This is a genomic window from Actinoplanes sp. NBRC 101535, assembly GCF_030269225.1.
Lineage (GTDB): Bacteria > Actinomycetota > Actinomycetes > Mycobacteriales > Micromonosporaceae > Actinoplanes > Actinoplanes rectilineatus.
In genome coordinates this window covers 117,279-141,784 of record NZ_BSSY01000021.1, presented here as the reverse complement: position 1 = coordinate 141,784, position 24,506 = coordinate 117,279, and the positions used below count along the sequence as shown (strand labels likewise).

18 protein-coding genes are annotated in these 24,506 nt (G+C 70.8%); 7 read left to right on the top strand and 11 right to left on the bottom strand.

Going from position 1 to position 24,506, the window contains the following annotated elements; all coding sequences use genetic code 11:
• The first annotated feature begins 52 nt into the window (after nucleotides 1-52).
• From mgrA to metH, 3 genes are all read left to right on the top strand, one after another.
• Nucleotides 53-1,075: an L-glyceraldehyde 3-phosphate reductase gene (gene mgrA, locus QSK32_RS38650; protein WP_285474725.1), complete on the top strand. Its 1,023-nt coding sequence runs from the start codon at nucleotides 53-55 to the stop codon at nucleotides 1,073-1,075.
• A 76-nt stretch (nucleotides 1,076-1,151) separates the two neighbouring features.
• The gene (locus QSK32_RS38645) at nucleotides 1,152-2,849 is read left to right on the top strand and encodes a bifunctional 3'-5' exonuclease/DNA polymerase (RefSeq protein WP_285474724.1); all 1,698 of its coding nucleotides are present in this window, start codon (nucleotides 1,152-1,154) and stop codon (nucleotides 2,847-2,849) included.
• Between the two features lie 119 nt (nucleotides 2,850-2,968).
• The gene (metH, locus tag QSK32_RS38640) at nucleotides 2,969-6,568 is read left to right on the top strand and encodes a methionine synthase (protein ID WP_285474723.1); all 3,600 of its coding nucleotides are present in this window, start codon (nucleotides 2,969-2,971) and stop codon (nucleotides 6,566-6,568) included.
• A 52-nt stretch (nucleotides 6,569-6,620) separates the two neighbouring features.
• Here the strand turns inward: metH and QSK32_RS38635 are convergent, their stop codons facing one another.
• The 3 genes from QSK32_RS38635 to QSK32_RS38625 all read right to left on the bottom strand — a co-directional run bounded on the left by QSK32_RS38635 (nucleotide 6,621) and on the right by QSK32_RS38625 (nucleotide 8,434).
• Entirely contained in the window at nucleotides 6,621-6,911 is a 291-nt protein-coding gene (locus tag QSK32_RS38635; RefSeq protein ID WP_285474722.1) for a hypothetical protein, read from the bottom strand.
• A 139-nt stretch (nucleotides 6,912-7,050) separates the two neighbouring features.
• Complete coding sequence (locus tag QSK32_RS38630; RefSeq protein ID WP_045746975.1) at nucleotides 7,051-7,872, bottom strand: metal-dependent hydrolase; 822 nt, start codon at nucleotides 7,870-7,872, stop codon at nucleotides 7,051-7,053.
• A gap of 112 nt (nucleotides 7,873-7,984) precedes the next feature.
• The gene (locus tag QSK32_RS38625; RefSeq protein WP_045746993.1) at nucleotides 7,985-8,434 is read right to left on the bottom strand and encodes a DUF1707 SHOCT-like domain-containing protein; all 450 of its coding nucleotides are present in this window, start codon (nucleotides 8,432-8,434) and stop codon (nucleotides 7,985-7,987) included.
• 219 nt (nucleotides 8,435-8,653) lie between these two features.
• Between QSK32_RS38625 and QSK32_RS38620 the strand changes: the two genes are divergently transcribed.
• Nucleotides 8,654-9,982: a sensor histidine kinase gene (locus tag QSK32_RS38620; RefSeq protein WP_285474721.1), complete on the top strand. Its 1,329-nt coding sequence runs from the start codon at nucleotides 8,654-8,656 to the stop codon at nucleotides 9,980-9,982.
• Nucleotides 9,979-10,698: a response regulator gene (locus QSK32_RS38615; RefSeq protein WP_045746973.1), complete on the top strand. Its 720-nt coding sequence runs from the start codon at nucleotides 9,979-9,981 to the stop codon at nucleotides 10,696-10,698. Before QSK32_RS38620 ends, QSK32_RS38615 begins: the two co-directional genes overlap by 4 nt.
• An 11-nt stretch (nucleotides 10,699-10,709) precedes the next feature.
• Here QSK32_RS38615 and QSK32_RS38610 read toward each other — a convergent pair whose 3' ends face one another.
• On the bottom strand, nucleotides 10,710-11,204 hold the full coding sequence (locus tag QSK32_RS38610; RefSeq protein ID WP_285474720.1) for an NUDIX hydrolase: 495 nt from the start codon (nucleotides 11,202-11,204) through the stop codon (nucleotides 10,710-10,712).
• Between the two features lie 138 nt (nucleotides 11,205-11,342).
• Here QSK32_RS38610 and QSK32_RS38605 point away from each other — a divergent pair, with 138 nt between their 5' ends.
• Complete coding sequence (locus QSK32_RS38605) at nucleotides 11,343-13,958, top strand: MGH1-like glycoside hydrolase domain-containing protein (protein ID WP_285474719.1); 2,616 nt, start codon at nucleotides 11,343-11,345, stop codon at nucleotides 13,956-13,958.
• Here the strand turns inward: QSK32_RS38605 and QSK32_RS38600 are convergent.
• Nucleotides 13,955-15,001 carry a hypothetical protein gene (locus QSK32_RS38600; protein WP_285474718.1) on the bottom strand — a complete coding sequence of 349 codons (1,047 nt, stop codon included), beginning with the start codon at nucleotides 14,999-15,001 and terminating at the stop codon, nucleotides 13,955-13,957. The genes QSK32_RS38605 and QSK32_RS38600 overlap by 4 nt on opposite strands.
• A gap of 100 nt (nucleotides 15,002-15,101) precedes the next feature.
• Here QSK32_RS38600 and QSK32_RS38595 point away from each other — a divergent pair, with 100 nt between their 5' ends.
• Entirely contained in the window at nucleotides 15,102-15,509 is a 408-nt protein-coding gene (locus tag QSK32_RS38595; RefSeq protein ID WP_502872583.1) for a VOC family protein, read from the top strand.
• A 4-nt stretch (nucleotides 15,510-15,513) separates the two neighbouring features.
• Here QSK32_RS38595 and fxsT read toward each other — a convergent pair whose 3' ends face one another.
• The 6 genes from fxsT to QSK32_RS38565 all read right to left on the bottom strand — a co-directional run bounded on the left by fxsT (nucleotide 15,514) and on the right by QSK32_RS38565 (nucleotide 24,462).
• Complete coding sequence (gene fxsT, locus QSK32_RS38590) at nucleotides 15,514-19,338, bottom strand: FxSxx-COOH system tetratricopeptide repeat protein (RefSeq protein WP_285474717.1); 3,825 nt, start codon at nucleotides 19,336-19,338, stop codon at nucleotides 15,514-15,516.
• Between the two features lie 37 nt (nucleotides 19,339-19,375).
• Nucleotides 19,376-20,815: a VMAP-C domain-containing protein gene (locus tag QSK32_RS38585; RefSeq protein ID WP_285474716.1), complete on the bottom strand. Its 1,440-nt coding sequence runs from the start codon at nucleotides 20,813-20,815 to the stop codon at nucleotides 19,376-19,378.
• A gap of 98 nt (nucleotides 20,816-20,913) precedes the next feature.
• Nucleotides 20,914-22,731 carry an HEXXH motif domain-containing protein gene (locus QSK32_RS38580; RefSeq protein ID WP_285474715.1) on the bottom strand — a complete coding sequence of 606 codons (1,818 nt, stop codon included), beginning with the start codon at nucleotides 22,729-22,731 and terminating at the stop codon, nucleotides 20,914-20,916.
• A gap of 124 nt (nucleotides 22,732-22,855) precedes the next feature.
• Entirely contained in the window at nucleotides 22,856-23,011 is a 156-nt protein-coding gene (locus tag QSK32_RS38575) for an FxSxx-COOH-like cyclophane-containing RiPP peptide (protein WP_285474714.1), read from the bottom strand.
• A gap of 292 nt (nucleotides 23,012-23,303) precedes the next feature.
• Nucleotides 23,304-24,140, bottom strand: a complete 837-nt coding sequence (locus tag QSK32_RS38570; RefSeq protein ID WP_285474713.1) for an SEFIR domain-containing protein — start codon at nucleotides 24,138-24,140, stop codon at nucleotides 23,304-23,306.
• Nucleotides 24,141-24,189: 49 nt separating this feature from the next.
• Nucleotides 24,190-24,462, bottom strand: coding sequence for a hypothetical protein (locus QSK32_RS38565; RefSeq protein WP_045746969.1), 273 nt, complete (start codon nucleotides 24,460-24,462; stop codon nucleotides 24,190-24,192).
• Nucleotides 24,463-24,506: the final 44 nt, after the last annotated feature.

The window sequence follows — 24,506 nt, the reverse complement described above, 5'->3', positions numbered from 1 at the left end:
CGATGCTGGTTCGGCCCGAATACTCGTACAAGAAAAAGGGATTTCAGGTTTTATGTCAGATTTTTCTGCACGCCGTTACGGCAGCATGGAATACCGGCGGACGGGCCGTAGCGGCCTCAAGCTTCCGGTGATCTCGCTCGGGCTGTGGCACAACTTCGGTGACGACAAGCCGCTGGAGACGCAACGCGCCATTCTGCGCCGCGCCTTCGACCTCGGCATCACGCATTTCGACCTGGCCAACAACTACGGGCCGCCCTACGGCTCCGCGGAGGCCAACTTCGGTCGTCACCTGGCGGCGGACTTCGCGGCGCACCGCGACGAGCTGGTCATCTCCACCAAGGCCGGCTACGACATGTGGCCCGGTCCCTACGGCAACTGGGGATCGCGGAAATACCTGACCGCGTCGCTCGACCAGTCACTGCGGCGGATGGGCGTCGACTACGTCGACATCTTCTACTCGCACCGCTTCGACCCGGACACCCCGCTCGAGGAGACGATGGGCGCGCTCGACGCGGCCGTCCGGTCCGGCAAGGCGCTCTACGCGGGCATCTCGTCCTACTCGCCGGCGAAGACCGCCGAGGCCGCGGCGATCCTGCGCGACCTGGGCACGCCGCTGCTGATCCACCAGCCGTCCTACTCGATGCTGAACCGCTGGATCGAGGACGGCCTGCTGGACGCCCTGGAGCACGAGGGCGCCGGCTGCATCGCGTTCTCGCCGCTCGCTCAGGGCATGCTCACCGACCGCTACCTGCAGGGCGTTCCGACCGACTCCCGGGCCAGCGCCGACAAGTCCCTCGACACCGGCCTGCTCAGCGACGAGAACCTCGACAAGGTCCGGGCCCTGGCCGGCATCGCCGAGCGCCGCGGCCAGAGCCTGGCCCAGATGGCGATCGCCTGGGCGGTCCGCGACCCGCGGATGACCTCGGTGGTCCTCGGCGCGAGCAGCGTCACCCAGCTGGAGGCCAACGTCGCCGCGCTGGGCGACACCACGTTCACCGCGGACGAGCTGGCCGAGATCGACAAGTACGCCACCGAGTCCGGCATCAACCTGTGGGCGAACTCCAGCGCGCACTGACGTCAGCCCGCACTGAAGTGGTCCGTACTGAAATGGTCCGCACTGAAGTGTCATACCCCTGGGTGACAATGGCGCCGTGCTTGTTGCGGTGACGGCTGATCCCAGTGGCCCGGGTGGCCTGCTGGCGGATCTCTCCGCCGGCGGGCCCTCGGGCGGCGCGTCCCCGGCGGGGGACGGTGGTCGTGCCGCTGCCGCTGCCGGTGTCGGTGTCGTCCGTGTCGCCGACCTGGCCGCGGCCATCGCCGAGCGGGAGGCCGCCGAGCATCCGCGCTGGGTGTGGGCGTCCACCGCCGACCTCTACCCGGTGCTGCTCCGGGCCGGCGTGCGCGTGGCCCGGTGCCACGACCTGGAGCTGACCGAGGCGTTGCTCTCCGGCCACGACGGGCGCTGGGGCGAGCCCCGCGGGGTGGCCGCCGCGATGGCGCGCCTGCGGGGCCTGCCGGTTCCGCCCGACCCGCCGCGACACGACGCCGAGCCGCCGGGCTTCGCCCAGGAGGCACTCTTCGAGACCCTCGCCCGGCCGTCCGTGGAGATCGCGGATCTCTTCGAGGTCCACGCCGAGCAGCAGCGCCGGGTCGCCACGACCGGACAGCCCGGCCGTTTCCGGCTGCTCGTCGCGGCCGAGTCCGCCGGGGCGCTGATCGCGGCCGAGATGGGCCACGTCGGCCTGCCGTGGCGCGCCGACCTGCACGACGCGATCCTGCGGGACCTGCTCGGGCCCCCGCAGCCGGTGGGCCCGCCGCGGCGCCTCGCCGAGCTGACCGCCGAGATCAACGCCGCGTTCGGGGTGCGCGGCCTGCACCCCGACTCGCCGGCCGAGGTGGTCCGCGCGTTCGCTCGGGCCGGCGTGCAGATCCCCAGCACGCGGCGCTGGGTGCTGCAGCAGGTCGACCACCCGGCCGTCGCGCCGCTCCTCGACTACAAGGAGCTCTACCGGATCTGGACGGCGCACGGCTGGTCCTGGTGCGATTCATGGGTGCGCGACGGCCGTTTCCGGTCCGAATACCTTCCCGGCGGCGTGGTGTCCGGGCGCTGGGCGGCCCGCGGTGGCGGCGCGCTCCAGGTGCCGAAAGTGATCAGGCGTGCCGTGGTCGCCGACCCGGGCTGGACGTTCGTGGTCGCCGACGCCGGGCAGCTGGAGCCCCGGGTGCTGGCCGCGGTCTCCGGCGACGGCCGGCTGGCCCGCGCCGCCGCGGCCGGTGACCTCTACGCGGCGCTGGCCACCGACTCGTTCGCCGGTGACCGGGCCAAGGCCAAGCTGGCCCTGCTCGGCGCGATGTACGGGCAGACCGGCGGTGACGCCCTGCCCGCCCTGGCGGTGCTGCGGCGGCACTATCCGACCGCTTTCGACTATGTCGAGGCGGCCGCCCGCACCGGGGAGAACGGCGGGCTGGTCCGGTCGTGGCTGGGCCGGACGTGTCCGCCGGCGTCGCGGGAGGCGTTCGACGGGCTGGATCCGCCGGACGAGGTGGCCCCGCAGCCGGGCCGCTCACGCGGGCGTTTTACCCGAAATTTCGTGATTCAGGCCACTGCGGCGGAGTGGGCGCTCGTCATGATCGCTACGCTGCGCACCGCTCTCGAGGGCACCGCCGCCGAACTGGTGCTCTTCGTGCACGACGAGATCGTGGTGCACTGCCCGGCCGGGCAGGCGGATGCCGTGGTCGCGGCGGTCCACGACAGCGCGGCACGGGCCGGCCGGTTGCTGTTCGGTGACACTACGGTGCGTTTTCCCCTGGACGTCTCAGTGGTTGGAGCGTATGCCGATGCCAAGTGAGGAAGTGGGTATCGTTGACGGGACCGGCCGAGAGGCGCTGCAGCGGGGCCACCCGTCACGCTCGACCGGGGAACCTCCCTGACACAAGGGCGCCTCCGACTCACCTCGGAGGTGTGCACGTGACCCAGACCGTCACCCAACTGCGCGAGTTGCTCGCCGAGCGCATCCTGGTGCTGGACGGCGCCTGGGGCACGATGCTGCAGGGCGCCCGGCTGGCCCCGGAGGACTACCGCAACGAGTTGATCCCGGCCGACCACCCCAAGGACGTCACCGGCGACCCCGACCTGCTGATCCTCACCCGGCCCGACGTCATCCTCGACGTCCACCGGCAATACCTGGCAGCCGGCGCCGACATCACCACCACCAACACGTTCACCGCGACCAGCATCGCCCAGGCCGACTACGGCCTGGAGCACCTGGTCCGCGACATGAACGTGCAGGGCGCCCGCCTGGCCCGGCAGGCCGCCGACGAGGCGTTCGCCCGGGACGGCCGCCCGCGGTTCGTGGCCGGTTCGATCGGCCCGCTCAACGTGACCCTCTCGCTCTCGCCTCGGGTCGACGAGCCGTCCTACCGGGCGGTCGACTTCGACCAGGTCAAGGCCTCCTATGCGGAGCAGATCGCGGCCCTCGCCGAGGGCGGCGTCGACCTGCTCATGATCGAGACGATCTTCGACACGCTGAACGCGAAGGCGGCGATCGCAGCGGCCCGTGAGGTGGCGCCGGAGCTGCCGCTGTGGATCTCGGTCACGATCGTCGACCTGTCCGGGCGCACCCTCTCCGGCCAGACCGTCGAGGCGTTCTGGCGTTCGATCGAACGGGCCGAGCCGCTGGTCGTCGGGGTGAACTGCGCACTCGGCGCGGCCGAGGCCCGCCCGCACGTCACCGACCTGGCCCGCCTGTCGAACGTGTACGTCGCCTCGCACCCGAACGCCGGCCTGCCGAACGCCTTCGGCGGCTACGACCAGACCCCGGACGAGACCGGTGAGCTGCTCGCCGGGTTCGCCGCCGACGGCCTGGTCAACATCGTCGGCGGCTGCTGCGGCACCACCCCGGCACACATCGCCGCGATCGCCCAGGCGGTCGCCGGCAGCGCGCCCCGGGTGATCGACCCGCCGGCGCCGACCGCCCGCTTCAGTGGCCTCGAGCCGTTCGCGATCGGCCCGGACACCGGCTTCGTCATGATCGGCGAGCGGACCAACGTCACCGGCTCGGCGAAGTTCCGCCGGCTGATCGAGGCCGACGACCACCAGGCCGCCGTCGACGTGGCCCTCGAACAGGTCCGCGGCGGCGCCAACCTGCTCGACGTGAACATGGACGCCGACCTGCTCGACAGCGAGCGGGCGATGACCACCTTCCTCAACCTGATCGCGACCGAGCCCGAGGTGGCCCGGATCCCGGTCATGATCGACAGCTCGAAGTGGAGCGTCCTCGAGGCCGGCCTCAAATGCGTCCAGGGCAAGGGCGTGGTCAACTCGATCAGCCTGAAGGAGGGCCCCGAGCCGTTCCTGGCGCACGCCCGCCGGATCCGCGACTTCGGCGCCGGAGCGGTGGTGATGGCCTTCGACGAGCAGGGCCAGGCCGACACCACCGAGCGCAAGGTCGAGATCTGTGGTCGCGCCTACGACCTGCTGGTCGAGGACGGGTTCGACCCCACCGACATCATCTTCGACCCGAACGTGCTGGCGGTGGCGACCGGCATCGCCGAGCACAACGGCTACGCGAAGAACTTCCTCGAGGCGCTGCCGCTGATCAAGGAGCGCTGTCCCGGCGCCCGTACCAGCGGCGGCATCTCCAACCTGTCGTTCGCCTTCCGCGGCAACGACATCGTCCGCGAGGCCATGCACTCGGCGTTCCTCTTCCACGCCGTCAAGGTCGGCCTGGACATGGGCATCGTCAACGCCGGCCAGCTCGCCGTCTACCAGGACATCCCGGCCGAACTGCTGGAACTCGTCGAGGACGTGATCTTCGACCGGCGGCCGGACGCCACCGACCGGCTGGTCACCTTCGCCTCCACGGTCACCGGCAGCGGCGCCAAGCGCGAGGTCGACCTCTCCTGGCGCGAGGCACCGGTCGAGGAACGCCTCAGCCACGCCCTGGTGCACGGCATCGTCGACTTCATCGAGGACGACACCGAGGAGGCCCGGCAGAAACTGCCCCGGCCGCTCGACGTCATCGAGGGCCCGCTGATGACCGGCATGGGCGTGGTCGGCGACCTGTTCGGCTCCGGCAAGATGTTCCTGCCCCAGGTGGTCAAGAGCGCCCGGGTGATGAAGCGGTCGGTCGCCTACCTCCTGCCCTTCATGGAGGACGAGAAGGAGGCCGGCTCCCGCGGCCAGGGCAAGGTCGTGCTCGCCACGGTCAAGGGCGACGTCCACGACATCGGCAAGAACATCGTCGGCGTGGTGCTGGGCTGCAACAACTACGAGGTGATCGACCTCGGCGTGATGGTGCCGACCGCGAAGATCCTGGAGACCGCGGTCGCCGAGGGGGCCGACGCGATCGGCCTGTCCGGCCTGATCACGCCGTCACTCGACGAGATGGTGGCGGTCGGCGCCGAGATGCAGCGCCGCGGGCTCAAACTGCCGCTGCTGATCGGCGGGGCGACCACCTCCAAGCAGCACACGGCGGTGCGGATCGCTCCGGCGTACGACGGGTCGACCGTGCACGTGCTGGACGCCTCCCGGGTGGTCGGCGTGGTCTCCGACCTGCTCGACCCGGAACGCGCCGTGAAACTCGACGAGGCGAACCGGCACGAGCAGGAGCGGCTGCGCGAGCAGCACGAGAAGCGGCACTCGCAGCCGCTGCTGACCCTCGCCCAGGCCCGCGCCAACCGCGAGAAGGTCGACTTCTCCGCGCTCCCGACGCCCGCCTTCACCGGCGTTCGGGAGGCCGCGCCGTCGATCGCCGAGCTCCGCACGATGATCGACTGGCAGTTCCTCTTCCTGGCCTGGGAACTCAAGGGCAAGTACCCGGCGATCCTGGAGCAGCCGGTCGCCCGCGAACTCTTCGACGACGCCAACACCATGCTCGACGAGATCATCGCGAACGGCTCGTTCCAGGCCCGGGGCCTGTACGGGTTCTGGCCCGCGCACTCCTCCGGCGACGACATCCTGCTGGAGAACGGCTCGTCCTTCCCGATGCTGCGCCAGCAGACCGAGAAGCCGGCCGGCCGGGCCAACCGCTGCCTGGCCGACTACATCGCCGACTCCGGGGACCACCTGGGCGGCTTCGCGGTCGCCATCCACGGCGCCGACAGACTGGCCGCCCGCTACGAGGCCGAGCACGACGACTACCGGGCCATCATGGTCAAGGCGCTGGCCGACCGGCTCGCCGAGGCCTTCGCGGAATACCTGCACCTCAAGGCCCGCCGCGACTGGTTCGAGCCGGACGCCCAGCCGGTGCTGGCGGACCTGCACGCCGAACGCTTCCGCGGCATCCGCCCGGCGCTGGGCTACCCGGCCTGCCCGGACCACAGCGAGAAGCGTGACCTGTTCCGCCTGCTCGGCACCGACGCCATCGGGGTCCACCTGACCGAGTCGTTCGCGATGACCCCGGCAGCCGCGGTCAGTGGCCTGATCTTCGCGCACCCGGAGGCGAAGTACTTCACGGTCGGGCGCCTGGGCCGCGACCAGATCGAGGACTACGCCGCCCGCCGCGGTCTGCCGATGGCCGAGGTGGAGCGCTGGCTCCGCCCCAACCTCGCCTACTCGATCGACTGATCGCCGTTCCCGGACTGATCACTGTTCCGGTGCTGCTTCGCTGCTGGGCTGATCAGTCGTTGCCGGTGTACATCTGTAACCGTTCGTGCCACCGCGGCATGGAGAGTCTGGACAGTGCCGCAGTAGCGGCCGGGACGGACGCCTCCGGTACGAGCAGATCGACGCGGGACGGCCGGACGGGCTGCGCCAACGCGGCCAACCGTCCGGCCACCGCGTACGGCACCGGGGCCAGCCGCCGCCACAAGCTGGAACAGTCCGTGAGACAGAGCCCCGCCAGGGCCCCGGTCTCCGACTGGTCGACGAAGTCCGGATCTGCCCGATCCGAGGGGTCGGGGAGTTCCACGGTCTCCACGATCAGACGCCGTGGGCCTACCGCCATGACGACACGAGCCGCTCCGATAATCCGGAGCGGCTCGTGGGTGGTGTGCTCACGCGTACACAGGAAAGGGCGGGGGCGAGTCGCCTGCCGTGCTGGGCGGAGGTTATTTGCTGGCCCAGATGTCCAGGTTGAAGCGCTGCAACAGGCTGGGGACGAACAGGCCGGCGATCGAGATCAGCGCGACGAAGGTGAAGACGCCGCGCAGGATGACCACCTCGACCTTGCCGCCGACCTTGACCGCCATGCTGTTCGGGATGCCGAACATCATCCACATGCGGCGCTTGATCGGGATCGGCCAGAGGATCGGCACGCCGTTCTTGGTGATCCAGTCACCGAGGATATGGACGAAACAGCCCATGCCGACGGCCAGGCCCATCAGCGGATAGCCGCGGTCTCCGTCCAGGTTGGCGGCGGTGAACCAGGCGACGACACCCGAGGTCAGGGTGACGAGCACCCAGCCGGCGCGCTCGGCCCAGTCGTCGAAGAGGCCGCGCAGGGCCAGGCCGGCCATCACGAAGACGATCGCGACGACCGCCCACTCGCCGTACTTCTCGCAGAGCGCCGAGGTGCCCCAGCCGAGCAGCACGCAGAACGGGATCGTGTGGGTGAAGGTGCGGTGCCCGTTGTTGCGGCGCGGATCCTTGCTCAGCTTCGTCGCCGTGTAGATGCCGAGCGAGACCTTCTCCACCACCTCGGCGACGAACAGCGAGGCCACCCCGAAGGTGCGGGCGACGGTGGCGCCGCCCTGGTTCTTGGTCACCTTGCCGGACATGTCGAGGTCGGGCAGGAGCGCGCCACCCGCGCAGATCGCGGTTCCCACCGCCACCTCGAGCGGTGACTGGGTGACATCGGCGAACTGGGCTAGTGCCCAGCTGCCGGCCAGCCAGGCGGCCGAACCGGACAGAGCGTGCGACGGACCCATCATGTGTCTTTGTCCCTCCCCGAACAAACTCGGCCACTGTGGCAGAGCGGACGGCGAAGATCAACGACCGGCGGGCGATGTCGCGCTCAAGGTCGGGCACCCGACATCATATTGATCAATATCGGACATGATGAGCGTAGCTGTAACGGAACCGGTAGCGACCGTGGCGAGCGTGCCGGAACAGGCCGATGACCAGGAACATCAGCGGGATGGCCGGCCAGAAGAAGGTGGCGCCGGACAGCAGCCAGAGACCGGTGAGGACACCGGCGGCGACAAGAATGAAACTCGCGTGCCGGATCAGGTCCCGGCGTGTCGCTGCGCGGCCCTGCGGCGTCATGTCCAGTGCCCGCCGGCCGCCCTCCGGCAGGTCGGTGGTGAGCGATCGAAGCTCGTCGCGATACCGCGCGGCATAGGCGGTGGCCAGACGCTCCTCACCCTCGGACAGGTCCAGTCGGCCCTCGCTCATGGCGGCCCGCAGGATCTCGGCGACCTGCTCGCGCTCGGCGTCGGAGGTCCGGATCCGGCCGCCGGTAGCGGCGGGTGCAACGGGTGCTTCGGGATGCATGATGTCCTCCTCGGCGGGATGTGGTGCTGTGCTGGTCATCAGCCTGCCCGTCCGGACGGTCCGGCGCGTCGCACCGGGGGCGCATCTTCCGGGAGTGCCCGGGTACCGCACCGGAGGTATCCGGAAGGCCGGACCGCGCCTCGTGTACGTCCAGGGGCGTAGACGAGGATCAGACCCTGCTCCGATGTCCGGGGGCCGGGGGTGCCGTAGGTTCGGCTCATGCGGAGAGCCGACGGCTGGTCAGGACCCTGGGCTCCGGGCCCGCCCTGGGCCCGGCGGCGCCTCCAGCCGCACGGGCGTCACGGGGGCGGGCCGCCGGTCGCGGTGATCTCCGCGATCCTCTTCCATGTCCTCGGCGCGCGGGACCTCGCCGCCGACGGCCTGGTCCACCGGCCGATGGACGCGCTGACCTACACCCTCCTGCTGATCGGTCCGCTCGCGCTGTTCTGGCGGGGGCGCTTCCCGGTTGCGGTGTTCGCGGTCGCGGCGACCGCGTCGATCGCGTTCGCGACCCAGGCGCAGCCACGGTGGACCTATGCGGTGGCTCCGGCGATCGCCCTGTTCGGGCTGGCCCGCCAGGGGCGCCGGGCGGCCGCGGTGCTCGCGGCGGTGTCCGGGTTCGGCGCCTACCTCCTGGTGATGCTGGTGCTGAGCGGGCCGGTCCCGGTGCTCGACCTGCCGGCCGGCGCCCGTCCGGACCTGCGCCAGATCGTGCTCGGCGGGCTCGCCCTGGTCGCGATGGTGCTGCTGGGCGCGGGTTCCCGGGTCTACGCCAATCAGCTCGCCGAGATCGCCAAGGCCCGGGCCGAACAGGAACGGGTCCGGCAGGAACAGCAGAAACGCCAGGCCTCCGAGGAGCGGCTGCGGATCGCCCGGGAGCTGCACGACGTCCTCGGGCACCACCTGTCACTGATCAACGTGCAGGCGGGCGTCGGCCTGCACCTGATGGACGCCCGGCCGGAGCAGGCCCGGGAGGCGCTCGCGGCCATCAAGACGGCGAGTTCCGAGGCGCTGCGCGAGGTGCGGTCGGTGCTGGGGGTGCTCCGGACCGAGGGGGAGGAGGCGCCCCGGCAGCCGGCCCTCGGACTGGGCATGCTGTCCGAGCTGACCGCGGACGCCGGCATCCCGGTGCGGACGACGATCACCGGGGAGCCGCGGGAGCTGCCGGCCGAGGTGGACCGGGCGGCTTACCGGATCGTGCAGGAGGCGCTCACCAACGTCCGCCGCCACGCGCCCGCTGGGTCTGCCGTGGGCGCGACGGGGGGCGGGGCGGAGCCGGGCACCGAGGTGTCGGTGAACTACCTTCCGGCCGCGCTGCACCTGTCGATCCGCAACGCCGGTCCGCCGCCGGACCCGGGCCGGCCGGTCGGTGAGCCGGGCAGCGGCATCATCGGCATGCGGGCGCGGGCGGAGACGCTGGGCGGCACGCTGGCGGCGGGTCGCCCACCCACCGGCGGCTTCCTGGTGTCGGTGGTGCTTCCCCTGCCACCGCAGAGCCCGCGCGCCCGCGAGGAGCCGCACACACAGGGACCGGAGGAGACGACATGATCTCGGTGTTGCTGGCGGACGACCAGGCGCTGGTGCGGGCCGGGTTCCGGGCCCTGCTCGACGCGGAGCCGGACATCGCGGTGGTCGGTGAGGCCGCCGACGGGGCGCGGGCGGTGGAACTGGCCCGGTCGACCCGGCCGGACGTCGTGCTGATGGACATCCGGATGCCCGGCGTGGACGGTCTGGAGGCGACCCGGCGGATCGCGGCGGATCCGACCCTGCGGGACACCCGGGTCGTCATCCTGACCACGTTCGAGCTCGACGAGTATGTGTTCGAGGCGCTGCGGACCGGGGCCTCCGGCTTCCTGGTCAAGGACACCGAGCCGGTGGACCTGCTGCGCGGGGTGCGCGCGGTCGCGGCCGGCGATGCGCTGCTGTCGCCGAGCGTGACCCGGCGGGTGATCGGCGAGTTCGCCGGCGGGGCGGCGGCGCTGGCCCGCGACCGGTCGCGGGCAGCCGCGCACGCCGGGAGCCGGGAGCAGACGTCGGGGGCGGCCCGGGCTCTGGAGCAGCTCACCGACCGGGAGCGGGAGGTGATGGCGCTGGTCGGCGAGGGCCTCTCCAACGACGAGATCGCCGCGCGCCTGGTGATCAGCCCGGCCACCGCGAAGACCCACGTCAGCCGGGCGATGATCAAGATGGGCGCGCGGGACCGGGCGCAGCTGGTGGTGCAGGCCTACGAGGCGGGCCTGATCCGCCCGGGCTGGCTGGGCTGACCGGGCGGGCGTCACATGCCGGGGAGGACCTCTTCGCCGGGGGCGGCATACCAGGCCGGGGCGTCCTTCTCCAGGGAGGTGCGGATGCGGTGCTGGGCGAACGGGTTCAGTTCGGGCAGGGCGTCCAGGGGGAACCACTCGACGGCCAGGGACTCCGAGTCGTTGACGCGGGCCTCGCCGGACACCGCCCGGCAACGGAACCAGATGTTGACGAAGTGGCAGTGGTCGCCGTTGAGATAGGTGACCTCGTGCAGGGCGGTGCCGGCCAGCCGTTCGATCTCGACCAGGACCGCGGTCTCCTCCTCGACCTCGCGGACCACCGCGTCGGCCGGCTGTTCGCCCGGGTCCATCATGCCGGCGATCAGCGTCCAGACGCCGGTGTCGCTGCGGCGGTGCAGCAGCACCTCGTCGCGGTCGTTGAAGACCACCGCGGTCACGCTGGGAAACATGATCAGACCCGGGCCGACCTTGGCGCGGAGGTTCTGGACGTATTCAGAAGCGGGCACGCCCCGAAACTACCCGCGGGCGGCCACCGGCCGGGGCGGAAGAACCGCCCCGGATAATCCCCGGAGCTGAACACGCTTGACACATCGGCGTGACACTCTCAGTGTGATCTCTTTTGTGGGAGATTTCGGGTGGTGGGGGTGACAAGGGACGTGTCGGAACGCGGACGCCTGGCTCAGGCCGACTCCGGTGAACAGCCGTGGCGTGCGTGGGGCCCCTACCTGGCGGAGCGCGCGTGGGGCACGGTCCGCGAGGACTACAGCGAACACGGCACCGCGTGGGCGTATTTTCCGCATGATCATGCGCGGTCGCGGGCGTACCGGTGGAACGAGGACGGGATGGCCGGGGTCTGTGACGACCGGCAGACGTTCTGTTTCGCCCTGGCACTGTGGAACGGCAAGGACCCGATCCTCAAGGAGCGGATCTTCGGGCTGACCGGCGACGGCGGCAACCACGGCGAGGACGCCAAGGAATACTGGTGGTACCAGGATTCCACGCCGACCCACTCGTGGATGCGGTGGCGCTACCACTATCCGCAGGCCGAGTTCCCGTACGACCAACTGGTCCGGGAGAACGGCCACCGCTCCCGGTTCGAGGGCGAGTACGAGCTGGTCGACACCGGCGTCTTCGACGAGGACCGGTTCTGGGCGGTGACCGTCGACTACGCCAAAGCCGGCCCGGCCGACATGTGCATCGCGGTCACCGTGTCCAACCGGGGCCCCGAGACCGCCACCATCGACGTGCTGCCCACCCTCTGGTTCCGCAACACGTGGTCGTGGGGGCTGAAGAACCGGCAGGTCCCGAAGATCACCGGTACGCCGGGACGGCTGGCCGGCGAGCACCGGTCGATCGGCGCGATCACCCTGGTCGGCGAGGACGAGCCGCCGGCGCTGATGTGCGACAACGAGACGAACGCGCAGCGGCTCTGGGGGCTGCCGGGGAAGAGTCACTACCCCAAGGACGGGATCAACGACTTCGTGATCCACGGGACGCCCACGGTGAACCCGGCGGGCGCCGGCACGAAGGGCGCGCTGCACTACCGGCTGGAACTGGGACCGGGCGAGACTCGTACCCTCAGAATGCGGTTGACTCAGGGGGACGCGCCGGACGGCCCGGGCGACGACTGGGACGCGGTGATGCGCGACCGGCTCGCCGAGGCCGACGCCTTCTTCGCCGAGACGATCCCGGACGCCGCCTCCGACGACGAGAAGGCGGTGGCCCGGCAGGCCGTCGCCGGGCTGATGTGGGGCAAGCAGTTCTACCACTTCGACGTCAAGCAGTGGCTGGCCGGCGATCCCGGCAACGCACCCCCGCCTCCGGGCCGGCGCTTCGGGCGCAACGCCGGCTGGGGGCACATGAACAGCTTCGACGTGATCAGCATGCCGGATCCGTGGGAGTACCCCTGGTACGCGGCCTGGGACCTGGCCTTCCACTGTGTCAGCATCGCCCGCGTCGATCCCGGCTTCGCCAAGGCGCAACTGCTCCTGCTGCTGCGCGAGTGGTACATGCACCCCAACGGGCAGATTCCCGCCTACGAGTGGGCGTTCGCCGACGTCAATCCGCCGGTGCACGCGTGGGCGGCGCTGCAGGTGTTCCGCATCGACGGCAGTCACGACTACGACTTCCTGTCCCGGGTGATGCACAAACTGCTGCTCAATTTCACCTGGTGGGTCAACCGCAAAGACGTCGGCGGCAACAACGTGTTCGAAGGCGGGTTCCTCGGGCTGGACAACGTCGGGCCGTTCGACCGGTCGGCGGCGCTGCCGGTCGCCGGGGCACTGGAGCAGTCCGACGGCACGGGCTGGATGGCGATGTACGCCCTCAACCTGCTCGACATGGCGATCATCCTGGCCCTGCACGACCGGGCCTACGAGGACATGGCCACCAAATTCTTCGAACACTTCACGTACATCGCGGAGGCCGCGTACCGGCAGGGGCTGTGGGACGAGGAGGACAGTTTCTTCTACGACGTGCTGCGGCTGCCCGACGGCCACAAGGTGCCGTTGAAGGCCCGCTCGATCGTCGGCCTGCTGCCGCTGGCGGCGACCACCCGGCTCACCTCGGAGACCCTCAACCGGCTGCCGGAGGTCAACGCCCGGGTCCGCTGGATGCTGCACCACCAGGCCGAGTTCGGGGACGTGATCTCGGCGCGGCGGCTGGGCGGCGCGGACCGGCGCCAGCAGCGCCTGCTCAGCATGGTGGGGCAGGACCAGCTGCTGCGGATCCTGGCGCGCCTGCTCGACCCGGAGGAGTTCCTTTCCGCGTACGGGCTGCGCACGCTCTCGCGGGCCCATCTGGAGAAACCGTTCACCGTCTCGCTGGGCGGCTCCGACTTCACCGTCGGATACGAGCCGGCGGAGAGCACCAGTGGCCTGTTCGGCGGCAACTCCAACTGGCGTGGTCCGATCTGGATGCCGGTCAACTACCTGCTGATCCAGGCGTTGCGGGAGTTCGCCGAGTTCTACGGCGACGACCTGAAGGCCGAGTACCCGACCGGAGCCCAGCGCAAGGCGTCACTGACCGAGATCGCCGACGACCTGTCCCGCCGGCTGATCAGCATGTTCACCCCCGACGAGGACGGGCGGCGACCGATCTACGGGTCGACCGAGCTGTTCCAGACCCATCCGGACTGGAAGGACCTGGTCGCCTTCCCGGAGTACTTCCACGGCGACAACGGGGCCGGGCTGGGCGCGTGGCATCAGACCGGCTGGACCGCGCTCGTCCTGGACCTGGTCTTCAACCTGCACCGCCGCTAGTTCTTGCTGACTGTCAGCGTCCCGAAGCCTTCGCGGGCGTCGATGTCGAGACCGTCGTCGGCCACGTCGCCGTCCCGGATCGTGGTGCCCGCGGCGATACCCTCGCGCTCCTCGCCGTACAGCGTGACCCCGCCGGCGCCGTTGCGGACCCGCACCTGGACCGGCAGGGACGCGCCGGTGCGGATCCGCCAGGTGGCGACGCCACCGGTCATCCGGATCGGCAGCGTGTCCGACGGCGGGTCGAGGGTCAGGTCGATCCGTTCGGCGCCGCCGTCCAGGTCGACCCGGCTGACCTTCGCCCCGCCCATGGCGAACGTGGCCCTCGCGACGCCGCCGGTCATCCGCAGATGCCAGGTGACGTCCCGGCTGAGCCGGACGACGAGCTTGCCCGACCCGGCCTCGCCGGTGGACGTGGCGCTGACCCGCAGCACGCCGTCGGTGAAGGTGGTGCCGGCCTTGAGACCGGAGTCGTCCGGGGTGCTCACCGTGAAGTACTCGCCGTCGAGGGCGGCGGTGCTCACCGACAGTTCGGTGACGCCGGTGGCCAGCTCGAACCGGGCCGAGGTGACGACCGGGAGCAGCTCGCCGGTGGCCGGGGCGGACGTCGTCGCGGCCGGGACGCTGCTCGGCGGGGCGGACGGCGTGGCCGACGGTGCTGCGGTGGTGGCCGGCGCGACCGAGACGGGCGGCTGCGGCGCGATCGTGGTCGCCTCCGGGGTGGGCGCCTGGGCGGCGGTGTTCCCCGGAACCTCCGCGGTGTGCAGCGGGCGGGCCAGCAGCACCGCCCCGCCGATCACCAGCATGGCCACGCCGCCGGCCAGCGCGATCCGTTTCCGGGTGGCCGGTCTGGTCTCCTTCGGCTCGGGGGCCCGCTCCTCACGCGGTGCCGCCGGCCAGTAGTCCGCGATGTCCGGCCAGTTGACCTGCGGGGACCGCTCCTCGGTCTCCCGGGCGGCGGTGCGCTCCGCGTGACCGGGCACATAGCCGGCGATCCGCAGGGACGGTGGACGGCTGCGGTCGTCGTCCGGTCCCGTCCGTTCCATGCTCGTCTCCTGTTGGCCGTGATCGGATGAACTCCGCCGAGAGGTACGGACACGCACGGTGTTCGGTTCGATCGGATCGGTGGTCGCCTACGATCCCGTCGTGACGATCGATGTGACCACTCATGTCCGGCTGGCGCGTCCGAGCAGGGACCTTACCCTGGCTGAACGGTTCTATGTAGAGGCGCTGGGACTGGACGTGCTCTATCGCGGCACCGCGTCCGCGCCCGGCGAACACGACCTGCTGATGGTCGGCCGGGCCGGCGGGCACTGGCACCTGGAACTGGTCGCCACCGACCTGCCCCCGTCACCGTCGACGGAGGACCTGCTGGTCGTCTACCTCGACGGTCCGGTCCCGGACGACCTGGTCGAGCGCCTGCTGGCGGCCGGCGGCGAACGGGTGTCGCAGAGCGAGTACTGGGACCGGTGGGGTGTCACGGTCACCGACCCGGACGGATACCGCCTGGTCCTGTCCACCCGCGGCTGGCGCAACACCCCCGCCGAGGGCTGACCGGTCACAGGGGCATCGGGTCCATGTCGCAGTTGGCCCGCTGCCACTGCCCGGCATCCCGGGTCGCCGGATGTTCCAGGCCCAGGACCTGCTGATACCGGGCGAGCGTGTCGTCGTGCAGGGCGTACGCCTCGTCGGAACGACCCAGCGCCCGCAGGTCGATCGCCAGGTTGAGCGCGGCGGCAAGCGTCGACGGATGGTTCTCGCCCATCACGGCGCGGTACCCCTCGAGCTGTTCGGTGTCCATCACCCGTGCCTCCTCCACCTCGCCCGCCTCGAACAGGTCGCTGGCGAGGTTGGTGGCGCAGCTCAACGTCAGCACGTGGCGGGAACCCAGCCGGTCCCGCAACCGTTGCAGGGTGACCTCGTTCAGCTCCCGGGCGTTCGCGACCTCACCCTGGAGCCGGTAGATGATCGCCAGGTTGCCGCCGGCGGCCAGCGAATGCGGGTGGGTCTCGCCCAGCCGGTCGCGGAACCGCTGGAAGTTGTCGGTGGCGACCTCGCGCGCCTGGTCCAGGCGGCCGGCCTGCCGCAGGTCGAGCGACAGATTGAGCGCGGCGGCCATGGTCCCCGGATGGTCGGCACCGAACGCGGCCTCGAACCGGCGCAGCGCGTCGGTCGAGATGGCCAGCGCGCCGTCGTGGTCGCCGGCCTTACGGCGGGTCACCGACAGGCTCCGGTTCGTCTCCACCGTCTGCGGGTCCCGTTCGCCGAGCACGTCGACGAACGTCTCGCCGAGCCGCTCGAACTCGTCGCGGGAGGCCAGGTAGTCGCCGAGTTGCCGGCGGTCGATCAGGACACCCCGCTGGGCGCGGAGGCTCTCCTCGTGGTTCTGCCCGTACACCTGGACCTTGCGCTCCCAGGTGGTCTGGTCGACGTCGCGGGCCTCCTCGAACCGGTCGGCCAGGCGCAGGCTGACGGCCAGGTTGTGCGCGGCGTTGAGGGTCATCGGGTCGTCGTCGCCGAACCGTTGGATGCACTGGTCGTACACCTCACGGGAGAGATCCAGCGCCTGCTGGAACCGGCCCTCGGTCCGGTGGTCCGAAGCCACCGCCTGCATCGCCTCCAGCCGGGCCTCCGGCAGTTCGTCGGCGTTGCGCTGGGAGATCTTCTCGTAGACGGACAGCAGCTTGGCGTTGAGCCGGGCCGCCTCGGCGTAGCGGCCCAGAGCGAACAGCACGTACCCCAGCCAGCGGCCGATCTCCAGGGTCTGCGGGGCCTCCGGCCCGAGCCGCGTCTGCCACGCCCGGTAGGCCTGCTCGGAGATGGTCAGGCTCTCCACCGGGTTGCCCCAGAGGATCTGGTACTTCGCCTCGCCGATCACCAGGTCCCGGACCCAGTCGTCCTCCGCGTCGGTGATCGCCCCGGAAGCGACCAGGTGCGGGTACAACTCGGCGTAGACCGGCCAGCGTTCCCGGTCGAGGGGCTGCTGCGGATTGCTGGCGGCGAGCAACTGGTGGGCGCTGTGCCGCATCGCGAAGCGTTCCTCGGGTGTCATCCGCTCGATCAGGACGGCCTGAACCAGGCGGTGCATCTGGATGGTGTTCTTCGCGTGGTCGATGCGGGCGAGCGCGTACCGGTTGATCTCGCGGATGGCCCGGCCCAGCTGGATCGGGTCACGCAGGGCCGCGGCCAGCTCGGGCGGCACCCGCAGCTGCCGTCCGGCGGACAGCAGGGTCCGCGAGATCGGTTCCGGTGCCAGGAACGCGCAGAGCTGCAGCAGCCGCAGCGCGGCCGGGCGGGCCCGGGCGAGGTGGTCCAGCGAGACGTTCCAGGCGGCGGCGACCGGGAGCTGGTAGTCCGACGGCGGCGACATCTCCATCAGCTCGATGGTCTTCTCCTGGAAGAGCGCCAGGTATTCGCTGGCCTGCATGCCGGTCTCGGCCAGCCAGGCCGCCGCCTGCTCGATGGCGAGCGGCAGGTCACCGAGCACCCGGGCCAGGTCGTCGGACTCCTTCCGGCTCAGCGCCGGGGCACGGCGGGTGAGCAGCGCCTGACTCTCCCGGCGGTGGAAGACGTCCACCTCCACCTTCTTGGCGACCGCCTCCCACTGCGGGTTCCGCGAGGTCACCACGATGTGCCCGGGGCCGCCGAGCGGGAAGTACGGCCGGACGTCCTCGGGAACGTCCGCGTTGTCGAAGACCAGCAGCCACCGGGCGTAGGGCACACCGACGCGCAGCGCCTCCTTGACCGCGGGCACCGCGGCGGCCTCGGCGTTCACCGGCAGGCGCAGCTTGGTGGCGAGCTCCACCATCGCCGAGGTGATCTGGGCCGGGCGTTCCGCCGAGATCCACCAGACCACGTCGTAGTCACCGGCGTTGCGGTAGACGAACTCCACCACCACCTGCGTCTTGCCCACGCCACCCAGACCGTGCAGCGCCTCCGGCAGCACCGCGGTCGGCTCGGCCGTCAGTCCCGCCCGGAGCTGGTCGAGGAGCTCCGTGCGGCCGGTGAAGTTCGGGTTGCGCGGCGGCACGTTGCCCCACACCGCGGGCACCCGGACCGCCGGCCGCGGGGCGCCGGGCGGAGTCCCGAACACCGTGGGCGGCGGCGTCCCGGGCTGCTCGATCAGTGACATGCCGACCTCCATCGACTCCTCCGAGGCGACCGGCAGGTCCGCCGGGGTCTCGCTCGCGCCCACCGGTGCCACCTGACTCTGGATGCTGGTCGCCAGCGACAGATGCTGGCCGGACAACGCCTGCAGGACGACGGCCTGCACCTCGGCGATCCGGCGCCCGCCGGTGCCGAGCTGTTCCGGGTCGGCACCGGCCGGGTCGTCGACCGCTGCCCGTAACCGGTGGATCTCCGGATGCCGCTCCCCGAGATGCCGGTCCAGCGCGTGGACCACCCGGATGATCTCGTTGCGGCGGCCCCGGGCCAGCAGCGCCCCGCGAACCCCGGGCGGGAAGTCGTGGGTGATCAGCACGTCGCCGGTCACCTCCGGATCGGGCGGCACCGGCTGGATCAGACCGGACACCAGGATCTCGGCGAGGTGCTCGGGCAGCGGGTCACGGAGCAGCTCGTCCTGCAGCAGGCGCATCACCTCGATGTTCAGCGGGGCGGCGGCCAGGTGACGGGCGAGTTTGTAGGCCGGGGGCGAGGCGACCGCGCGGAAGTCGGCGACCGGGTCGATGCGGGCCGGCGGCGTGACGGGCGGGGGCCGGATGCCGTGCGGCTCCCGCGGAATCAGCAGGCAGGGCAGGTCGGTGCCGGCCTCCGGGGGCGCGGCGATCAGGGCGGTCCAGGCCGCCAGGCGACGAGGATCGAGATCCAGCAGGGGTACGGCCAGAGCATCCGTCCCCGGGTTCGGCGGGTCAGTCTGCCAGGTGAGCCGGGTGTTCGGCCCGCCCGGTTCCTCCGTCCGCAGCCGGAGCCGTTGCCCGGTCAGCCCGGTCCGCCGCCACATCGCGGGCGGGAGCAGGTGGACGACGGCAAGCGGATGCGTCCGGCCCCACGAGCGCAGGACGGGAGCTAGGGAACCGGTCGTCCAGCCGGCCGCGGCGCCGTCGGTGAGGACCAGGATCAGCCGGCGTGCCCCGGGGTCGGCAGGTCCGGTGTCGTCGGCGTCGTCGGTGTCACCGGCGTCGTCGGCGCGGACCCGGACTTCGCCGGACGCGGGGACCCGCAGGCTCCAGCGGCGGACCACGGCGATCCCGGGTGCGGCGGCGGTGGCGGCAGCGAACGCGTCGATGGTGTCCCGCCACACCACGGTCGTCGGGTGATCGTCGACCACGAGGTGGATCTCCCACGGCGGGCCGGCATCGGTGCCGCCGAGGGGGCCGAACGCGGCGGGAGCGGACTCGTCGCGTACCGCCTCGTCATCGGACATGGCATCTGCGGAACAGACAATCAATTCCGGTCAATGGTCATCCTTCGTCCGGGGGCGGCCGGGTGAATTGTTCCGGAACGCGTATCGGATCATCCCACAGCACCACGAGATTGCGGCTGATGTCAGCGCGCTCATCATCGTCCACCCAGTGGGCGAGCCTCAACCGGAATGCGCGATCCGGCAGTTCCGTAATTTCGCCGAAGCGGATCGAGTTGTCGACGATTTCGCGGAACTGCGGGGTCGGTGCCCGCCGCCGGTGCCAGACGATGATCGGTATTCCGGCGCGGACCGCCATACCGATCTCTTTCATCCCGTCGCTGCGGACCGGCTCGGGCGGGCCGCTGAGTACCAGTGCCACGATCCGGGTGTCCTGCGCGATGCTCTCCGCCAGGCCGTGCGGATGATCCTGGGCGTGCCGGGACAGGGCGAAGCCCGGGGTGTCCGCGACGGTGCGCCACCGCTGCCACCAGAACGCGTGCCGGTGCCGGTTGCGCATCCGCTCCAGGCTCCGGACCACGACCGCGTACGAGAGGTAGAGCGGCACCGGATCGCCGGCCGAGTCGTACTCCTTCGCCCACTGCTCGACGGGCAGGTTGAGCAGGTGGTCGGGGAGGACGAACTCGATGCGCAGCCGGCGGTCGTCGAGCGGGAAACGGCTCTCCGCGGTCCGGACAATCTCGCGGACCCGGTCCGGCAGCGCGGACTCGGCGGCCTCCGCGTCGCCGCGGTGCACCAGGACGCCGGGGTCGGCGTCCCAGCCGTACCAGTGGCGGACGGTGTAGGTCAGCGCGTCGGTCTCGTGCGGATCGATCAGGATCAGCAGGGTGGCGTGCCGGGCGGTGCTGCCCACGGTGCGGATCCGTTCCAGGGCGAGACGCAGGAACGGGCCGGTGATGTTCCACTCGGTCGCCAGCTGGGCCAGCAGGTGTTTGAGCGGGCGGGCGTACCGGGTCTCGATCTGATCCGCGACCATCCATAAAAAGATCATGAAAAGGGGTACGCCCTGCTCGCCGCTGTTGGAACCGGCGAGATGCGCAAAAAGATGCCAGACGGTCCGGCAGTGCGCCGGGGCCGGATTGTCGCGCTGTGCCGCGGTGAAAAGCGCGAATCCGTTGGTGAGCGGAATCTGTTTCAGAATGTCCTTGATCTGCCACCATTGTTCGGGGTCGGAGAACTGTGCGCTGCCGTCCCACTCGTCGTTGAGCTGCCGCAGGCGCAACATGGCGTACTCGTCACCCAGATGGAGCGCCTCGACGGCGTCGACCAGATCGGTGAGGCAGTCCTGCCGGGCGCACTCGTCGACGATGAGATGCAGGTGGGTCCGTTCCTCGGGCACCTCCGGCACCGACAGCGGGAACGAGTTGTGACTTCCCACGTGCCGGACCAGTTCGACCCGGCGGTTCAGTGTGGTGAGCCGGTGGGTCCGCTGCAGGGCCTGGGCCATGGCGTCCTGGATCGACCGCCGGGGGCCGGTCACGATTGCCCGGCGTCCGGATCAGAACGCACCGCGATCTCCTTCCGCTGCCGGTGGGCCACCCGGGATCGGGACAACTGATGGTACCGATGATGTCGCTGTCAGCAAGGGGCTGCGGCGCCGGTCATCCAATCGGCCACCGTCAGTGGATCGGCGCCGGGGAGCGCGCGGGCCAGAGCGCGGGCGAGCTCCGGGTGTTCCAGCAGGTCCGCGGCGGGCCGGCCGAGAGCGTCGAGGGCCAGCCCGAGACCGGCCCAGGCGCGCGGGCTGCCCCGGTCGGTGACCAGATGGGCCCGGTAACCCTCGAGCGCGGCGGCGGCGTCACCGGTGATCAGGGACAGGTCGGCCGGAAGTGTTCCAGGGATGGTGTCCGCCACCGCGCCCGGCGCGTGCAGCAGCGCCGCGAACTGTGCAGGATCGGTCAAGTGGATGCGGGCCAGCACGGCCCGGCCGTCCAGCCAGCGGGCGCTGGTGTCGGTCACCGGGGCGATCACCGTGGCGGGGATCGCCGGTCGCGGCCCACCGGAATTCCAGGCGAGGACGGCCTCGCGAACCCAGTCTTCGGGTGCGGCGACGTGCAGCGCCCGCCACTGCGCATAGTGGTCGGCGGCGGCCGACGCGGCGAGCCGGGTGGTGTCCGCGTCAGCCGGGGGCGGCGGCCAGCCGGTCACCGTGTCGTACAGCTCGGCGACCAGGCGTTCCCCGAACGGGGACAGGCGGGAGTCGGTACGAAGGGCGGCCAGCACCCGGCGTAGTTGCCGGCCCCAGAGCGCGGCCTCGAACCGTGAACCGGGATCGGTGCGCCGCCGCCAGAAATCGGTGATGCCGACGAAGGCGTACACGCCTTGAAGGAGACCGCTCAGAGGGCGGGGGTCGTCACGCCACGGTGCGTAGACGGCCGGGCCGTCCGGGTCGTCGACGAACGTCACCAGGTGCAGGAGTGCGCCCAGTTTGACGTGCTGGGTCTCGTGCACGAGGGTCATCGCGAACTGCTCCGCGTCGTCGGGCATCGAGGCGACGATCGCGGCGAACGCCTCGTCGCAGGAGGCGCTCAGCGGGCGGTAGGGCTTGGCGGCCGGCAGCGGGATGAGCGTGGTGAGCGCCGCCGCCACCCCCTCGGCCCGGGCCCGGTCCTGGCGGACCAGGATCGTCCAGGCCGCGGTCAGCAACTCCTGCCAGCGGGCCAGGTCGGCCGGGGGAAGTGGCGCCGGGGCGGAATATCCCCGCAGGTCACGGTACGGGTCGACGTCGTCCAGAAGGAACGCGATGCGGGCGCCGTCGACGTCGGCGTGACAGCGCGGGGCAGGCCGCCAGGCCGGGTCGTCGGCGGCCAGCCGGACCACGGTGTCACCCAGGGACACCGTGACCGGACCGTCCTCGCCGGGGTTGTCGTCGCCGGGGTTGTCGTCGCGCCGGCCGGGGGACGCGACGGTGGCTACTCCCGTGGTGGCATCGGGGAACCGGGCCATGCCGAGCGCGGGCAGCACCACCACACCGGCACGGACCGGGACGTCGACGGCGAACGCCAGCCCGGCGCGGACGGCGGCGACGGCGGCCACCGCATGCAGGTAACCCACGTCCGTCCACAGAGGCTCGGTGTCGGTCACCACCCCGCCCAGGCGCCGCAACAGATGGGCGATCCAGATGCCGACCTGGGGATACATCACCGTGTCGGTGACCGCGTCCTCGTCGGCCTCCTCGGCGCGCAGGATGAGTTTCCACGCGTCGGCGACCGGGGGGAGCGGACCGGCCTGCTCGTCGGTCAGCGTGGCGAGGAGATGACGCAGGCCCACCAGTCGCCAGCTCCGCTCGGTGACGGTGAACTGGCGGACGGACTCGGCGTCGCCGTGCCCGCGGGCGAGACTGTGGAAGTCATGCCCCGCGATGACGTGGTGCGACTCGGAGGTATCGGCGATCAATGGGTGTCCTCGGTATCGACGAAGGCCACCGGATCGGAGTCGCGGCGGCCGCCCGGAATTGTGGTACGCCCGCCGGAAGCGGCGCAAGTGGCACCGGCCCCTGACGGGGATCACCCGGTCGAGGTCAGTCGAGTCGCTGGGGGTTGTAGCCGCTGATGCTGCGGCTGGGTTGTTCGACCCGGCTGAGCAGGCGCCGGAGCGTGCCGGAGAAGCGGGCCGGGTCCTGGTGCTGCAGATCCGCCAGCTTCATCGCACTGAGGTCCTGAACCTCAGTCTGCACATCCGCCGTCTGCGGCATCATCACTTCCCTCTGACACGTGGGCCGGGCCGGGCCGCACGCACTCTACAGTGGACGGCGGACGCAGGTGACCCGGGTACGCCGACCGGGTCCCTCCCGGATCCGGCCGGATGATTCTCCACCCTCGGATGCTACGAACAATTGCGGCTCGCCGGGGTAAAATAGGAAAAGTCGGACACGGAAAAATACGATCATCGTGAGACGTTCGGCCCTATTCGGGATGACGTATTTGCCGATCATCGTGATGTGGCCAACCGAACCACGGGCAGGCCTCTCAGCCGATCATCGTGAGGCGCTCGACCAACTCTCGGACCTCGTCGTCGATCGGCTGACCCTCATGGAGGGCATGCACCGTGTCCGCGACCGCCCACAGGTCACCGTTCCTGGTGGCGAGTGTCATGACCAGATCGTGGAGATAGACGTCCGGCTCCCGGCCGCCCGGCCCCGCCGGGAACGGCGGACGCAGACGCTCCGCGACCATCGTGGCGAAGTACTCCCGCGCCTCCGGACTGCTCATCACCGGCAACGTCCGGAGCGCCGCGACAAGCCGGTCACGCTCGCCGTCCGGGACCGGCCGGGGAGACAACTCCGGCGTCCGGCCGCCCAGATCGGGGACGATCTCCGCGGGCTGATGGGTCAGCACCCGGACCAGTTGCTCCGCCCCGGCCACGGTGAACGACGACACCGGATAATGGGTGGTGGAATGCCGGAGCAGGAAACCCGGGATGTCATCCGCCGAACAGCCCGGCAGAACCACCGGCAGGATCTGGCGCAACGCCCCCACCGGGTCCCGGTAGGAACGATCCCGCAACAGGCTCGCCTCGTACGCCACACCACGCCCGCTCTCCAACGTCGGCGGCAGGTCGGGGCCGGCCCGGAGACGGTACTGCGGGGAGGCGATCACCAGGATGAACTCGGCGGCGTCCATCGCGGACTCCATCGTCCGAGTCCACTCGGTGCGGGACGCCTCGGCGGAGAAATCACACCACGCGTCCACGTTGCAGACCGTTCTCAGGAAATGCCAGAACGCCCGGACCCGGTCACGGTGCGCGCCGGAGTCGTGAGCGTACGAGATGAAGGCCCGGCTGGCCGGACCTTCATCTCGAGGCATGCCCTCACGATAACTTCCGAGGGAAACCCGTTGATGTCCCTCGTGTCCGTCAGTGCGAGCGGTTCACGATCTCCTCGGCCACGTGACGCAACTGCGCGTGGTCCGGCTGGAAACCAGCGGCGATATCCGGGTGCAGAGCGGCCTTGGCCTGGTCGAGCAGCATCGCGGTGACCTGCTCGACACTCTCCCCGGCGTACTGCTGACTGATCTTGGTGGTGGCGGCCTGCAGGGCCGAACTGAGCTGATCCTCCAACGGACCGCGCAGTTTCTCCTCCACCGGATTGAGGGTACGAGGGTCCAGGGTGACGTGCGGCTCGGCCAAGATGTCCTCCGTGAGGTCAACGACGCGAGCCGGATACCCTGCGC